The organism is Peptidiphaga gingivicola (genome assembly GCF_001652275.1).
Lineage (GTDB): Bacteria > Actinomycetota > Actinomycetes > Actinomycetales > Actinomycetaceae > Peptidiphaga > Peptidiphaga gingivicola.
On record NZ_LVZK01000001.1, the window covers coordinates 256,663 to 269,941 of the forward strand.

Sequence of the window (13,279 nt, forward strand, 5' to 3'; positions counted from 1 at the left end):
AAAGGGCGTTCACCTGATCAGGCGAACGCCCTTTTCGTCGCCATGGCCTCCTTGACGGCGGCCCTCCCAATGAGCCCTTTGAAGCCCTCCAAAAGACCTCTATGGAAGCAGGCTCCGGCGAACGATCGTTTGGTCGCGTCCGGGCCCCACTCCGATGAGCGAGATCGGGCAGCCCGACAGGCCCTCGAGGGTCGAAACGTAGTCCTGGGCTTCAACGGGCAGATCTCGGAAGCCGCGGCAGGAGGAGACGTCCTCGTCCCATCCGGGAAATAGCTCGTAGACCGGCTTGGCTCGCGCAAATTCGGCTTGAGTGACGGGGACCTCGTCGACGCGCACGCCATCGATCTCGTAGGCGACGCATACGGGGATCTCCGCGAAGCCGCCCAAAACGTCGAGCTTCGTCAAGACCAGGTCCGTCAGCCCGTTGACTCTCGTCGCGTAACGGGCCACCGGAACGTCGAACCATCCGCAACGGCGCGGACGCCCCGTCGTCGTTCCGAACTCGCCTCCGTTGCATCGAAGCCGCTCGCCCGCCTCGTCGAGGAGCTCCGTCGGGAAAGGGCCCTCGCCCACGCGGGTGACATACGCCTTGGCGATCCCCACAACACGGTCGATGCGCGCGGGCCCCACACCGGTCCCCGTACAGGCCCCGCCGGCCGTCGCGTTCGACGACGTCACGAACGGGTAAGTGCCGTGGTCGATGTCGAGCATCGTCGATTGCCCGCCCTCGAAAACCACCGTCTCCCCGGCGTCGAGGGCGGCATTGACCTCGCGTCCGACGTCGGCGACCATCGGGCGCAGCCGTTCGGCGTAGCCGGAAAGCTCGGCGACGACGGCTTCGACGTCGACCTCTTCCCCCGCGCTTTCCAGCAGGGCCCGCTTCTGTTCGACGGCGGCGCTCACACGTTCGCGCAAAAGCTCGCGGTCGAAAACGTCTTGGATGCGAATGCCCAAACGCGACGCCTTGTCCGAGTATGCCGGGCCGATCCCCCTCCCCGTCGTGCCTATCTTGCGCGGCCCCAGACTTCGCTCGCTGAGCGCGTCGAGGACCTTGCAAAAGGGTGTGATGACATGCGCATTGGCTGAAATCCGCAGCCTAGCGGCGTCGATCCCCCGCGATTCAAGCTCGGCGATCTCCTGGAAGAGGACTCCGAGATCCACCACCACCCCGTTGCCGATGACAGGAACGCATCCCGGCGAAAGAATCCCCGAGGGCAGCAGATGCAGCGCGAACTTCTCCCCATCGACCACCACCGTGTGGCCGGCGTTGTTGCCCCCGTTGAACTTGACCACGCACCGCGCGGCCGTTCCGAGCTGATCGGTTGCCTTCCCCTTGCCCTCGTCGCCCCATTGCGCTCCGAGAATGACGATTGCGGGCATACTTCCTCCGTTTGCCTCAAACCATGTAAAGGGATACCCGCTTTACGCCCCAAGCATAGGCAATGACCGCCCGCCGTGCACGGTCCGCCCCGGCGCAATCGTCGCATTTGCCACAAAAGTGGGCGAGCATTCTCCGCCCGACACCCTGTAGTCTTGATGTGACGTGCATGACGCGACGACGCCTGCCCGGTGTCACCGCCATTGCTCGGCGCCAGCCATCGGCCGGGGTTCACAGCGTCCTTTAAGTTCGCAAGGAGAATCATGTCGACCGACCTGACGCAGCCATTGGCCGCATTCGTCCGCGCCGCCTCCGGCAAAACCACCCGAAACTCGACCGAGATGGAGTTCTGGACGGGCCTTTCGAGCCTCGTCGTTGAACGCATCGCGGACGCCTGGCACGCAACTTACCGCGCCTACGAGCCCGGCCGGCAAGCGGCCTACTTTTCCGCGGAGTTCCTCGAGGGCCGCGCGTTGCTCAACAACCTCGTCAATCTGGGCATGCTCGACGACGCCCGCGCTGCCCTCGAAGCCCTCGGCCAGAGCCTCAGCGACATCCTCGAGGCAGAATCCGACGCCGCCCTGGGCAATGGAGGCCTGGGCCGCCTGGCCGCATGCTTCCTGGATTCCTGCGCAACGATGGACCTTCCGGTGACGGGCTACGGAATCCTCTACCGCTACGGGCTCTTCAAGCAGACGATCGACGACGGCTTCCAAAACGAGCATCCCGACCCCTGGATGGAGGAGGGTTACCCCTTCGTCATCCGCCACGAAGAGGCCTCCAAGTACGTCCATTTCGCCGACATGCATGTGCGCGCGGTGCCCTACGACATGCCTATCACCGGCTATGGGACGAAGAACGTCAATACGCTTCGCCTGTGGAAGTCCGAGCCCATCGAGGAGTTCGACTACGACGCCTTCAACTCCCAGCGTTTCACCGACGCGATCATCGAGCGGGAGCGCGTAGCCGACCTGTGCCGCGTCCTTTACCCGAACGACACGACCTACGAGGGCAAGGTCCTGCGCGTGCGCCAGCAGTACTTCTTCGTTTCGGCGTCGTTGCAGACGATGATCGACACCTACATCCGAAACCACGGAGAGGACCTGCGCGACTTCGGCAAGTACAACTCGATCCAGCTCAACGACACGCATCCGGTGCTGGCCATCCCCGAGCTCATGCGCCTGCTCCTGGACGAACACGGCATGTCCTGGGAAGACGCGTGGAAGGTCGTGCAAAGCACCTTCGCCTACACCAACCACACGGTTCTCGCCGAGGCCCTGGAAACGTGGGAGACCTCGATTTTCCAGCAGATCTTCCCGCGCATCATGGAGATCATCGCCGAAATCGACCGTCGATTCCGCATCGAGCTCGCCGAAAAGGGCTGCGATCAAGGGAAGATCGACTACATGGCGCCGCTCTCCGGAGGGCGCGTGCACATGGCGTGGATCGCCTGCTATGCGTCGTATTCGATCAACGGCGTCGCGGCAATCCACACCGACATCCTCAAGCGCGACACCCTCCACGACTGGCACGACATCTGGCCTGAGAAGTTCAACAACAAGACGAACGGCGTGACGCAACGCCGCTGGCTCAACGCCTGCAACCCGGGCTTGGCCGCGCTGCTGACCGAAAAGCTCGGCTCCGACGCCTGGGTTCGCGACCTCTCAAAGCTTCTCGACCTCGAGGCCAAGGGCGACGACGCGCTGTATGAGCGCCTCAACGAGATCAAGCGCAAGAACAAGGTGCGTTTCGCCGAGTGGCTGGAAAAGCGACAGGGCGACTCGATTCCGATCGACGCCGTCTACGACGTGCAGATCAAGCGCCTGCACGAGTACAAGCGCCAGCTTCTCAACGCCATGTACATCCTCGATCTGTACTACCGGATCAAGGCCGACCCCGGCATGGACGTCGTCCCGCGCGTCTTCGTCTTCGGCGCCAAGGCCGCCCCCGGATACAAGCGGGCGAAGGCCATTATCAAGTTCATCAACGAAGTCGGCCGCGTCGTCAACAACGACCCCGACACGAAGGACCTCATCCGCGTCGTGTTCGTCGAGAACTACAACGTGACGCCCGCCGAATACATCATCCCAGCCGCCGACGTCTCCGAGCAGATCTCGATGGCTGGAAAGGAGGCCTCGGGAACGTCGAACATGAAGTTCATGATGAACGGCGCCCTTACGCTCGGCACGCTCGACGGCGCCAACGTGGAGATCGTTGAGGCCGTCGGCGAGGACAACGCCTACATCTTCGGAGCTCGCGAGGAGGAGCTCCCCGAGCTTCGCCGCAACTACGACCCCCGCCACCACTACGAGACGGTCCCGGGGCTCAAGCGCGTCATGGACGCCTTCGTCGACGGAACCCTCAATGACGGCGGGTCGGGCGACTTCCACGATCTGCGGGCCTCGCTGATCGACGGCTCATCGTGGGACAAACCCGACACCTACTACCTGCTGGGCGACTTTGCGTCCTATCGCGAAGCGCGCGACCGCATGGCCGAGGATTACCGCGACCGCAAAGAGTGGGCGCGCAAGTGCTGGGTCAACATCTGCCGTTCGGGCATCTTCAGCTCCGACAGAACGATCGGCGACTACGCCCGCGAGGTCTGGAAGATCGAACCGAAGTCCATCTGATCGTTCCCGAGCCAGACGGCCCCAGCGGCGTCCTTCTGACGCGTACGTGATCTCATGATGAGCACTGGAGGCGACTCATGAGATCACGTACCTTTTTGCGATCTCTGCTGCGTCTTACGCGATCTCGACTGGCGTCTTCGCACCTTTTCCCTAAAAGGAGAACCTCGTTTCTGTAACGTTTGTGCAACAGTTTTCATAACCGCCTCCACTTGTGATAGAAAATGGGTAGCTCGGCTCTCACCGAGCAACGCACACCCCGACGGCGGGACTGTCTCGCCGGTTTGTCCAAAGGAGGGCATTCATGCGTCGCACCACAAGCATCGTGGCCGCCGTGGCGGCGGCCGCGGTATCTCTCGGAGGCCTCGCGGCCTGCTCGAGCAGCTCTGACAAGAAAGACGACGGCAAAGCCTCCGTCTATTACCTCAACTTCAAACCCGAAGCCGAGAAGGCCTGGAAGAAAGTCGCGGCAGAATACAAGAAGAAGACGGGCGTCGAGGTCAAGATCCGCACCGCGGCGGCCGGAAACTACGAGCAGACGCTCAAGACGGAAATCAACAAGTCTGACGCGCCGACCCTCTTCAACGTCAATGGCCCCATCGGCCTGAAGAACTGGGAGAAGTACGTTTCGGACCTGAGCGACGAGAAGTTCACCAAGCATCTGACGAAGAAAGATTTGGCGCTCAAGGGCGAAGACGGCAAGATCTACGGCGTGCCCTTCACCACTGAGGGCTATGGAATCGTCTACAACGACGCCATCATGAAGAAGTACTTCGCACTGCCCGATGCCAAGGCGAAGTCGATCGACGAGATCAAGGGCTTCGACAAGCTCAAGGAAGTCGCCGAGGACATGCAGGCCAAGAAGGATCAGCTCGGCATCAAGGGCGCGTTCGCTTCGACGTCGCTCGCTTCCGGGGAGGACTGGCGCTGGCATACCCACCTGGCCAACTATCCCCTCCATTACGAGTTGAAGGACGCCAAGGTCAAGGACACCGACACCCTCAAGGGAACCTACCTCGACAACTACAAGAAGATCTTCGACCTGTACCTGAAGAACTCGACGGTTTCTCCTTCGGAGGCAAGCAACAAGTCCGTTTCCGACTCGATGTCCGAGTTTGCCCGCGGCCAGGCTGCCATGGTCCAGAACGGCAACTGGGCCTGGGAGCAGATCAAGGGCGACAAAGGCAACGTCGTCAAGCCTGAGGACGTTCATTTCCTTCCGATCTACACGGGAGTCAAGGGCGAGGAGAAGAACGGCATCGCGATCGGAACGGAGAACTACCTCGCCCTCAACAACAAGGCGTCCGAAGCCGACAAGAAAGCCTCGATCGACTTCGTCAATTGGCTCTACACCACCAAGGAAGGCGCCAAGCTGGTCTCCGAGGATCTCGGTTTCATCGCGCCTTTTGACACCTTCGCCTCTCAGAGCCCGTCCGATCCGCTCGGCAAGGAAGTGGTCAAGTACATCAACAACAAGGACCTCGATCCCGTGACCTGGGACTTCACGGTCTTCCCCTCGGAAGACTACAAGAAGCAGCTCGGCTCGCACCTCCAGCAGTACGCCGCCGGCAAGGAAGAGTGGTCTGACGTCGCCAAGTACTTCACTTCCGAATGGAAGAAGGGCAAGGAGCAGAACAAGGACAGCTAGCGCACAGGCGGGCCGACGCCTCCCCGGCGCGGCCCGCCTCACCGCGGCGCAAGGCCAGCGCCGGGAGAGCCCGCGCAAAGAGAAACGCGGCGATGTAGGCACTTAGACGCTGCGACGGCGCCGCAGGCGGGCGCGTGGCCGTCTCACCACGCCCACCTGCGGAGCCGCAGTCCCACAATCTCTGTAAAGTAAAAGAACGCCCAATCCCTGCAAGGCAAGGGCACGCCGCCGGCTCGTCGCAGCACTTCCTTTTGGAGACCGACCATGACCAGATCCTTGAAGAAATACTTCCCGGTCTTCACCGGGCCCACACTCATCGCTTTTACCATCGCCTTCCTCATTCCCTTCGTGGTGGGCGTCTACCTTTCCTTCAACAAGTTCACGGCCATCGACGACGCCGAATGGGTGGGTCTGAAGAACTACGCCACCGCGTTCTCCGAAAGGTCGCACTTCGTTGAAGCCTTGACCTTCACGGCCATGGTCACGGCGGTGGCCATCGTCACCGTCAACATCGGCGCATTCGCGCTCGCTTACATGCTCACCCGCAAGCTCCGCGGAACCAACGTCTTTCGAACCGTCTTCTTCCTGCCGAACCTCATCGGCGGCTTGGTGCTCGGCTATACGTGGCAGACAATGCTCAACGCCATCATCAACCGCTTCGCCGAAGGGTCGATCCAAGACGATTGGAGGTATGGGTTCGCGGGCCTGGTCATGCTGACCAGCTGGCAGATGATGGGATACATGATGATCATCTACATCGCGGGCCTGCAGAACGTTCCACCCGAGCTCATTGAGGCCGCGCAGATTGACGGCGCTTCCAAATGGCAGACGATGAGGTCCGTGACCCTGCCGATCATGATGCCTTCGATCACCATCTGCACATTCCTGACGCTTGCCAACACGTTCAAGATGTACGACCAAAACCTTGCTCTGACGGACGGCAAGCCCTACAAGGAGACCCAGATGGCGGCCCTCAACATCTTCAAGAGGATGTTCGACATTCGAAACGGCGAGGGCACAGCGCAGGCCATGGCCGTTATCTTCTTCATCGTCGTCGCCGTCATCGCCTTCATTCAGTTGCGCGTCACCCGTTCGAAGGAGGTCGACCAGTGAGCGCCACCAACAACGACGCCGCGCGTTCGGCGTCGGGCACCGCAAACATTCCGTCCGATGCCGCCGCGAAAGCGCCGATGCCCGCTGTCTCCCGTCCGCGTTTCTCCCCGGGCAGGGCGGTGCTCACGCTTTTTCTGACGCTGCTTTCGCTTCTGTGGCTCGTTCCGCTCGCGTTCATCTTGATCAACTCGTTCAAGGGCAAGCTGTTCATCTCGGAAAGCCCTTTCGCGCTTCCGAACGGGGAGTCGAGCGTGGGTCTGAACAATTACACAAAGACCCTCGGGGACGAGAATTTCGGCCAGGCGATCTTGTGGTCGCTGTTCATCACGGTGGCCTCGGTGGCCGTGATCGTCTTCTTCTGCGCGATGACGGCCTACTACATCACCCGCGTGAAGACGTGGTGGACGTCGGTGATCTACTACCTCTTCGCCTTCTCGATGATCGTGCCGTTTCAGATGGTCATGTTTCCGACGTCGAGCATCGCCGACAGGCTAGGGCTGGCGACTCCCTGGGGAATGGTCTTGCTCTATCTCGGATTCGGCGGGGGCCTTTCGGTGTTCCTCTTCTCCGGCTTCGTCAAGTCGATCCCGCTGGAGATCGAGGAGGCCAGCTACATCGACGGCTGTTCGCCGCTGCAGAACTACTTCCGCGTGGTCATGCCGCTGCTCAAACCGACGGCAGTCACCGTGGCCATTCTCAACACGATGTGGGTGTGGAACGACTTCCTCCTCCCCTACCTCGTCATCGGCAGCGATGAACGTTACAAGACGATTCCGATCGTCATCCAAGGAATGATCGGAACGAACGGGAACAAGGACCTCGGGGCGCAGATGGCGGTGCTGGTCATGGCCGTCATCCCGATCGTCGTCTTCTACCTGGCTTGCCAGAAGTACATCGTCGAAGGCGTGGCCGCAGGCGCGGTCAAGGGCTGAGCCGCGCGGTCGCATGGGCGTCCTGTCTCCCGACTCGAAGTTCTATCGAGGTCTGTCGACGGCGACCGATCTGGTCATCGTCAATCTGCTGACGCTCGCCGCCTCCATTCCCGTGGTGACGGCGGGCGCGGCGCTCACGGCATGCGCCCGTGTCTGCGGCGAGACGGTCCGCGAGGAGGACGGCTACCTCGTGCGCACATGGTGGGCGGCCTTCCGCAAGAATCTGGCTCAGTCAATGGGCTGGTGGATTCCGTGCGCGTTCCTCCTCGGGGCGGGCGCGGCCGAGAGCTGGTTCCTTTCGGGCATTGACGATTCTCGCCTGGCCGGCGGCCTGAACGGCCTGCTCATCGTGGGGCTCACCGCCGTGCTGGGCGTGCTCAGCTGGATAGCGCCGCTCCAGGCATTCTTCGAGAACACGGCAATCGGCCACGTGGGAAACGCCGCGGTGCTTGCCGGGGGCTACCTGTGGCGCACACTGGCCAATGTCGCAGTGGCTCTCGCTCCGCTGGCCGTCTTCGTCGCGGTTCCCAGGGCGCGCATGGCCGCGGTCTGGTTCGTTGCGATCATCGGCGTCGCGTTCACGGCATACATGCAAGCCATCGTCGAGAAGGCCGCGCTGGACAAGCTGCTCGAGGCGGCCCGCAACTAGGAGTTTCCGGTTCTGGGGCCGAAGCAGTCTCCAGCCGCCGAGGGCGGGGAACCATCGTCAGAGAGCGAATCGGCGCCGACCGTCAGGTTAGCCGGCCGCCGAGGGCGGGGAACCATCGGCCCGCCGCAGCAAAAGCAAGCCGGCTGGAACAGAACGATACGGCGTCAGAGCAACATGGCGAAAACAGGGCGACGCAGCAGCGGCAGAACAACGCAGCGGCAGCGAAGCGAGGTCAAAGCACAACGGCGAGGTCAGCCCGGCGCAGGAGCGGCGATCGGAGCATAAAGGCGGGCGCGGCGTCAGAGATAGGTGCGGCGTCAGGGAATAGGAATGCGGCGGGGGCATGAAAGGTGCTTTCCCGCATGGGCATAGGCCATTCAGCGGAAAGCGCCGTCGTCGGCGAAAGCTCGCCGACGACGGCGCAACGTCGCGTTCGGTGGAATCTGGGCCGCCTAGCCGGATCGCCGTTGACCCAGTCGAACCGAACCGATCGTCAAGAAGCTCTGGCCTCAGTTCATCTTGGTTCCGACCGAGCCGAGGCGGTCACAGGCTTCGAGCACGCGGGCGGCCATGCCGGCCTCGGCCAGCTTGCCCCACGAGCGCGGGTCGTAATCCTTCTTGTTGCCGACTTCGCCGTCGATCTTGAGGACGCCGTCGTACTTGCGGAACATGTGCTCGGCGACCGGGCGGGTGAAGGCGTACTGGGTGTCGGTGTCGACGTTCATCTTGATGACGCCGTTTGCGACGGCGAGGGCGATCTCGTCTGCGGTGGAGCCGGAGCCGCCGTGCATGACGAGGTCGAAGGGGCGGTTGTTCTTCCAGCCGACCTTCGCCGCGACCTCTTCCTGGATGGTGCCCAGGATCTCGGGGCGCAGCTTGACGTGGCCGGGCTTGTAGACGCCGTGGACGTTGCCGAAGGTCAGAGCCGTCAGGTAACGGCCGTTCTCACCGAGGCCGAGGGCTTCGACCGTGGCAAGCGCGTCTTCGGTGGTGGTGTACAGCTTCTCGTTGATTTTGCCGACCACGCCGTCTTCTTCGCCGCCGACGACGCCGATCTCGATCTCGAGGATGGTGTTGGCGGCCTGCGACAGGGCGAGGAGCTCCTTGGCGATCTCGAGGTTCTCAGCCAACGGAACGGCCGAGCCGTCCCACATATGCGACTGGAAGAAGGGAAGGCGGCCGGCCTTGACTTCCTCGGCCTCGAGCTCGAGCAGAGGGCGTACCCACGAATCGATATTCTGCTTGGCACAGTGGTCGGTGTGGAGCGCGACGGTCACGGGGTAGTTCTTGGCGACCTCGCGCGCATACGCGGCGAGGGCGAGCGAACCGGCGACTCGGTCCTTGACAGTGGAGCCCGAGGCGTACTCGGCGCCACCGACGGATATCTGGATGATGCCGTCGGACTGAGCCTCGGTGAATCCCTGCAGGGCCGCTGTGAGGGTCTGCGATGACGTCACGTTGATTGCCGGGTAGGCGAACTTGCCTTCCTTGGCGCGGTTGAGCATCTCTGCATAGACTTCAGGGGTTGCGATAGCCACGAATAATCTCCTTCGTGTTGTTGCTGACTACCCTCTTATTCTCTCACTTGACGGCAGGTACACAACACGCGAACGTCCCAAGATTCCTGCCCGCGATTGAGGCCACCGTCACGCTGAGGCGACGGTCACTGCTTCGGCAAGGCTCCGGTGCCGACTTTCCGAGGCGACGGTCACAGCGCCCTCCCCTCACCGATGCTGCACGGACCACCAGTGCATGGCGATGGCGGCGGCGGCCGCCACGTTCATCGAGCGAGTGGAACCGTACTGCTCGATGCGCACGGCGAAGTCGCAGGCGGCGAGCAGCTCGGGCGAGATGCCGGAGGATTCCTGTCCGAACACGAGCAGGCACCGCTCGGGAAGCCGGGTCTCTTCGAGCGCGGCCGACCCCGGCGGATTGTCAACGGCAACCATCGCGTAGTCGTTTGCCCTGGCCCATTCGACGACGTCGCGCACCTCCGGCCGATGGAAGACGTCCACGTACCTGTCGGTGACGAGCGCGCCCTTGCGGTTCCATCGCTTGCGGCCTACGACGTGCACGCCGGAGACGTTGAAGGCGTTGCCGGTGCGCACGATCGAGCCGATGTTGAGGTCGTGCGCCAGGTTCTCGATGGCGATCTGGAGGGCCGCCCGGCTGGGAGCGAGGTCGGCCCGGATCGCCTCGACGCTCCAATAGCGGTACTTGTCGATCACGTTGCGCCGGTCGCCGCTTTCCAGCAGGGCCGGGTCGAGGCGCGGATCGTCCGGCCATGGGCGAGGATGCGGCCCGACGCCGACGTCGCGCCGCGCATTGCCCAGCGAGGGGTCCTCGGGCGGCCCGGAAAGCTGCGCGGGCTCGAAGGAACCTGCGGGGTTGCTCGCCTCCGCGGGTTCGTCAGTCACGCCGACCTTCCCGTCACGCCGCAAGACCGATCCGCTGCCTTGTCGCTGGACCTTTCCTTCGCAGCGGAAGCCGCCGCAGCAGCCGAAGCCGCGCTCATCGCCTCACGTCCGGGCTTCCGCCTCATGCCCCGGCTTCCAGGCCAAGTCATGCCTGGGCTTCCAAGCCGAGGTCTTCCAGTCCGAGCGCGGCCAGGTACGGAACGCCGCAGGCTTCGATCTTTTCCTTAGCGCCGGTGGCCCGGTCGACGACCACCGCCACCGCCAGTGCGTTCGCCCCGGCCTCGCGCGCGGCTTCGAGGGCTTGGATAGGCGAACCGCCGGTCGTCGACGTGTCCTCCAAGATCACGACGTTGCGCCCTTCGATGGACGGGCCCTCGATTCTCCGCTTTGTGCCGTGGTCTTTGGCCTCCTTCCGCACGACGAAGGCGTCGACGTCGAGCCCGCGGGAAGCCGCGGCGTGCATGATGGCGGTGGCCACGGGGTCGGCTCCCATCGTCAGTCCGCCGACGGCGTCGGCCACGCCCGCGCCGAAGCCCGCCTCCTCGAGCATGTCGAGCATGACATGCCCGACGAGCGGGCCCGCCTCGTGATGAAGCGTGGCGCGGCGCATGTCCACGTAGTACGAGGACTTCTTGCCGGAGGCCAGCGTAAAGTCCCCGCGTTGGACGGCCAAAGAGCCGACCAGTTCAATGAGTCGCCTGCGAAGAGAATCGTTCACAGGTCCAAGTGTAGTGGGCAAGTGCAGTAATTACTTGCCACCCAACGAACTCCGCCGTTCCACAATTCACTTGAATTTGATTGGAATAGATTCGTAGTTACAAGCCTCAGCGCCAGTCATTTCTTTCGCTGCCACGGATCACTTGCGGATGCTTGCGTTTCATATTCTGCCATTTTACTGTCCATTTCCTTAGCCGATTGGTAATCAATGTCTTCATAAGAATCAAGAACCACATTTAAAGTATGGGCACCTAGCTCAATATCTTCGGCAAGATCTCGAATCAAACCAATCAGTCTGTCGTTTATCGCATAAAAATCTGACATAGGACCACTATCGCCATAACCGACACCATCTGCGCGTCGAATAGGCACCTTAAAACCACCGACAATCTCAGCCAGTGCATTCATCATTGAGGCGACTGACGGAAAAGTCCTGTCAGCAATTTCCCGCACTGCAGAAATCTCTCCAATCCTAAGCTCAGTGTTACGCGAGTTTGTAGCCCCCCTCCTATCTGTTTGATCCACATCTTCGTGGTGAACAATCGGATAATCTAAATCAAAGTTCTGTTTATTAGTACTCATCTTTAAATCGTTTGTCGCAAGGTTATAATGTATAGTCTCTTCAATTCCCTTTAGTTGCTTATTTGCCTCTTTTAAAGCCATCTCCATGTTGGTCATCACAGCGCTGAAGCCTTCCGGGGCAGGTTCAACCTTTACTTCCATCGCATCCGCAATCGCTCCTGCCGCCAAAGCAACAAGCCCAGCCCCCACCACCCAAGCCGTTCCGCCAGAAGCGATAGTGCCAATTGCTGCAGCTCCCGCAACAACAATGCGAATGTTGGCGGGGGTAAGTTCCTCATGCGGTTGACTGGCTGCCGCTGCAAAAGACTCCCTAGCTTGCGTTGCAATCTCAAGAATGGCCTCGCGCGCGCTCTTGATCGCTCCCTGTTCAACCACAAGCGCAGTTTCAACGACGCGTGAAACACCGCAAAGGTTATTCATTATGTCTTGCATGCGAAAAAGAAAGTTGTTCTTAAAACTATACATCCCACTCCCGGACAACTGTGTTTCCGCAATATTGTTTGCCTTCTGTAGCTGGGCGGAAATTTTCCCCTCAACTACGGGGGTTTTTCCCTGCTCTTCGGTGTCGCCCAGAATAATCTGGTTTGCTAGATAACCATAAACCTCACCGCAGAGTCGTTTCGCATTATCAAGATCTGTAGGTTCGGGAAGTGAGCGCCATCTTCCCAATACATCATCAACGTGAGCCATGATTTGTTTCGACTTTTCTATGAACTCGAGGTAGTGCAAGTGATCATCGGGGCCTATGATTTCAAACCCTCCCTCACCTTGTTCATTGGGAGCAGTAAGGCCTCTTTCATCACCAAACTCATCCCAATTATATCCATATATATATTTATTGTCTTTCACGCGCCAATACTCGAAGCTGGCGAAATAAGCATCAACAGCCGATCTTTTTACCCTGCCAATGAGAGCGTCGAGAGCCGGGAAGGTCATCTTTTATCCTTTCTATAAGAGTCTTTGTTCTCGCACTTGAAGCTTTCTTCAAAATATATTCTAACAAAGAAAAAGAACCTCTAATGCGTAGAAAAGGAATAAAGGTCCCCAAAGAACTAACTATTTATCAAACCATATAGATTGCCGTTAACTTTCGTCATGATAGGAATCCATTCGTTTCCGCTAGAATAAATCTAGAACCTATTCTAGACAAAGTTAAAACACTTCGAAGTGCAAAAGTGACTACATTCTACATAAATTCCTCTAAGGTAACCGATCT

The 13,279-nt window shown here is 60.6% G+C and carries 10 protein-coding genes; 5 read left to right on the forward strand and 5 right to left on the reverse strand.

Translation table 11 applies throughout. The features are described from left to right. Positions 1-99 precede the first annotated feature (99 nt). The gene (locus A4H34_RS01080; RefSeq protein ID WP_064230782.1) at positions 100-1,380 is read right to left on the reverse strand and encodes an adenylosuccinate synthase; all 1,281 of its coding nucleotides are present in this window, start codon (positions 1,378-1,380) and stop codon (positions 100-102) included. A gap of 261 nt (positions 1,381-1,641) precedes the next feature. Between A4H34_RS01080 and A4H34_RS01085 the strand changes: the two genes are divergently transcribed. The 5 genes from A4H34_RS01085 (at position 1,642) to A4H34_RS01105 (ending at position 8,347) form a co-directional block, all read left to right on the forward strand. Further along, positions 1,642-4,008, forward strand: a complete 2,367-nt coding sequence (locus A4H34_RS01085; RefSeq protein ID WP_064230783.1) for a glycogen/starch/alpha-glucan phosphorylase — start codon at positions 1,642-1,644, stop codon at positions 4,006-4,008. A gap of 301 nt (positions 4,009-4,309) precedes the next feature. After that, positions 4,310-5,653: an ABC transporter substrate-binding protein gene (locus A4H34_RS01090; protein ID WP_064230784.1), complete on the forward strand. Its 1,344-nt coding sequence runs from the start codon at positions 4,310-4,312 to the stop codon at positions 5,651-5,653. A gap of 264 nt (positions 5,654-5,917) precedes the next feature. After that, a complete protein-coding gene (locus A4H34_RS01095) occupies positions 5,918-6,766 on the forward strand; it encodes a carbohydrate ABC transporter permease (RefSeq protein WP_009198327.1) in 849 nt (282 codons plus the stop codon). 77 nt (positions 6,767-6,843) lie between these two features. After that, the gene (locus A4H34_RS01100; protein ID WP_040323055.1) at positions 6,844-7,698 is read left to right on the forward strand and encodes a carbohydrate ABC transporter permease; all 855 of its coding nucleotides are present in this window, start codon (positions 6,844-6,846) and stop codon (positions 7,696-7,698) included. Between the two features lie 13 nt (positions 7,699-7,711). Beyond that, positions 7,712-8,347: a MusI family membrane protein gene (locus A4H34_RS01105; RefSeq protein WP_064230785.1), complete on the forward strand. Its 636-nt coding sequence runs from the start codon at positions 7,712-7,714 to the stop codon at positions 8,345-8,347. Between the two features lie 509 nt (positions 8,348-8,856). Here the strand turns inward: A4H34_RS01105 and fbaA are convergent. The 4 genes from fbaA to A4H34_RS01125 all read right to left on the reverse strand — a co-directional run bounded on the left by fbaA (position 8,857) and on the right by A4H34_RS01125 (position 12,999). Continuing rightward, entirely contained in the window at positions 8,857-9,885 is a 1,029-nt protein-coding gene (fbaA, locus tag A4H34_RS01110) for a class II fructose-bisphosphate aldolase (protein ID WP_040322563.1), read from the reverse strand. A 186-nt stretch (positions 9,886-10,071) separates the two neighbouring features. After that, positions 10,072-10,764, reverse strand: coding sequence for a TrmH family RNA methyltransferase (locus A4H34_RS01115; protein WP_175407097.1), 693 nt, complete (start codon positions 10,762-10,764; stop codon positions 10,072-10,074). 145 nt (positions 10,765-10,909) lie between these two features. Continuing rightward, positions 10,910-11,482 carry an orotate phosphoribosyltransferase gene (pyrE, locus tag A4H34_RS01120; RefSeq protein WP_064230786.1) on the reverse strand — a complete coding sequence of 191 codons (573 nt, stop codon included), beginning with the start codon at positions 11,480-11,482 and terminating at the stop codon, positions 10,910-10,912. A 116-nt stretch (positions 11,483-11,598) separates the two neighbouring features. Beyond that, complete coding sequence (locus A4H34_RS01125; RefSeq protein WP_064230787.1) at positions 11,599-12,999, reverse strand: hypothetical protein; 1,401 nt, start codon at positions 12,997-12,999, stop codon at positions 11,599-11,601. Positions 13,000-13,279 lie beyond the last annotated feature (280 nt).

Excerpts from the sequence above, each read along its gene's own strand:
- A4H34_RS01080 (WP_064230782.1), bottom strand. The coding sequence starts at position 1,380 with ATGCCCGCAATCGTCATTCTCGGAGCGCAATGGGGCGACGAGGGCAAG.
- A4H34_RS01085 (WP_064230783.1), top strand. The coding sequence starts at position 1,642 with ATGTCGACCGACCTGACGCAGCCATTGGCCGCATTCGTCCGCGCCGCC.
- A4H34_RS01090 (WP_064230784.1), top strand. The coding sequence starts at position 4,310 with ATGCGTCGCACCACAAGCATCGTGGCCGCCGTGGCGGCGGCCGCGGTA.
- A4H34_RS01095 (WP_009198327.1), top strand. The coding sequence starts at position 5,918 with ATGACCAGATCCTTGAAGAAATACTTCCCGGTCTTCACCGGGCCCACA.
- A4H34_RS01100 (WP_040323055.1), top strand. The coding sequence starts at position 6,844 with ATGCCCGCTGTCTCCCGTCCGCGTTTCTCCCCGGGCAGGGCGGTGCTC.
- A4H34_RS01105 (WP_064230785.1), top strand. The coding sequence starts at position 7,712 with ATGGGCGTCCTGTCTCCCGACTCGAAGTTCTATCGAGGTCTGTCGACG.
- A4H34_RS01125 (WP_064230787.1), bottom strand. The coding sequence starts at position 12,999 with ATGACCTTCCCGGCTCTCGACGCTCTCATTGGCAGGGTAAAAAGATCG.